Origin of the sequence: Robiginitalea sp., assembly GCF_049588695.1 — a bacterium.
In the GTDB taxonomy this organism is placed as follows: domain Bacteria; phylum Bacteroidota; class Bacteroidia; order Flavobacteriales; family Flavobacteriaceae; genus Robiginitalea.
In genome coordinates this window covers 1-1,676 of record NZ_JBAVZJ010000197.1, presented here as the reverse complement: position 1 = coordinate 1,676, position 1,676 = coordinate 1, and the positions used below count along the sequence as shown (strand labels likewise).

Below are 1,676 nucleotides of genomic sequence, written 5' to 3'. Positions count from 1 at the left end.
CCCAAAAAAGAGTTACCGCGGATCGCGCACTATGTGCTGCATCATCCTGAGATCACAGCGGGCCAAATTGCCCATATGTACCATCACGATCCGGAAGGCCCCTTTTACAACGACGCTTTGAAATTTTCAATATTCTGTACGGCTGTAGCTGCGGCGGTGCAACAGGGGAGTTTTGGAGGCCTGGACGTGATCCACCTGCACGACTGGCACACCAGTCTCCTTCTTTTTCTAAGAGAATTTAGCTCGGATTATCCTGAACTTGGGAAAATACGGATGGTTTATACCATCCACAACCTCGCTATCCAGGGGATTCGCCCCTTGCGTAATAATCCTTCCGCCCTGGAAACCTGGTATCCCGACTGTGCGTATAACCTAAGCGCCCTGCAGGACCCCAGATATCCGGATTGCGTAAACCTTATGGCGCTTGGGATTCGAAGGGCTGATGCGGTACATACCGTTTCCCCATCCTATATGCAGGATATTCTTAAGCCCAGTGAACCTCCAGAATTTATAGGGGGCGAGGGCTTGGAAGCCGATCTAATCGCCGCCAGGGAGGAATCCCGACTGTTTGGAATTCTCAATGGGTGCAACTACAAAAATATCCGCACGGCTACCCGTGGGAGGCTCTTCCCCAATACGATTCAGGAGATCTTTCGCTGGTTGCAGATGGAAGATAAGAAATACAAGGCCGATTTTCTGGCCCATACGGGGGAGAAGGTATTTCGGTTTATGGAGAACCCACCTTCTTTTATTTGTACGAGTGTAGCCCGTTTGACCGAACAGAAGTTTTATTTCTTTAAAAATACACCTCGCGTATTGGAGGGTATCCTGGAGAGACTCCGTGCAGTCAATGGGGTGTATATGCTTTTGGGTACCGGGGCACCGGAATATGAAGAATTTTTTAGGGAAGTAAGCTATGACTTCCCCAACTTCATCTTTACAAACGCCCAGTCTGAAGATCTGATTGATTCTATGTATCTGGAGACCGACCTTTACCTTATGCCCAGTCTTTTTGAGCCCTGTGGAATCAGCCAAATGCTCGCCATGCGGAATGGAAATCCGTGTTTTGCCCATGCTACCGGGGGGCTTAACGATACTATCCGCCATATGGAAACGGGCTTTCTGTTTGGGGGAGGGTCTTATGATGCCAAAATTGAGAATATGGAAGGGGTCTTCAAAGAGGTGGTGGAACTGTTTTTTAAAGATCAGGAGAAATGGCAGAAGATCAGGAAAGCAGCTGAGAAAGAGCGGTTTACCTGGAAGGCTGCGGTAGCCGAATATTACTGTGATCTTTACAGACTTCAATAGGCTGGCAATCCGGGTACCTTCTATTTGTTAATAAAGGTTTAAAGGGGGCGTTCCAATTGTTAAGACGGGGGCGTTTGCTTATTTTTACAGGACGTTCAAAATCCTATTACACAATTACATTATGGCACAAAAAGCGAGTATTTCATTTGACGGTAAAACCCATGAATTCCCTGTTGTCGAGGGAACTGAAAATGAGCTGGCAATAGATATTAAAACACTCCGGTCCGATATGGGCTTGATAACCCTGGACCCCGGATATAAGAATACAGGTTCATGCGAGAGTGCCATTACTTTTCTGGACGGCGAACAGGGAATCCTCAGATACCGGGGCTATCCCATTGAAGAGTTGGCGGAGAAAGCTGATTTTC

At 47.5% G+C, this 1,676-nt stretch carries 2 protein-coding genes; both read left to right on the top strand.

All coding sequences use genetic code 11. The annotated features are described in order from the left end of the window. Nucleotides 1-1,308, top strand: a 1,308-nt coding sequence (locus WBV75_RS04770) for a glycogen synthase (protein WP_424119506.1), incomplete at its 5' end; no start/stop codon positions are given. A 121-nt stretch (nt 1,309-1,429) separates the two neighbouring features. Continuing rightward, on the top strand, nt 1,430-1,676 hold a 247-nt coding region (locus tag WBV75_RS04765; protein WP_424119505.1), incomplete at its 3' end, for a citrate/2-methylcitrate synthase.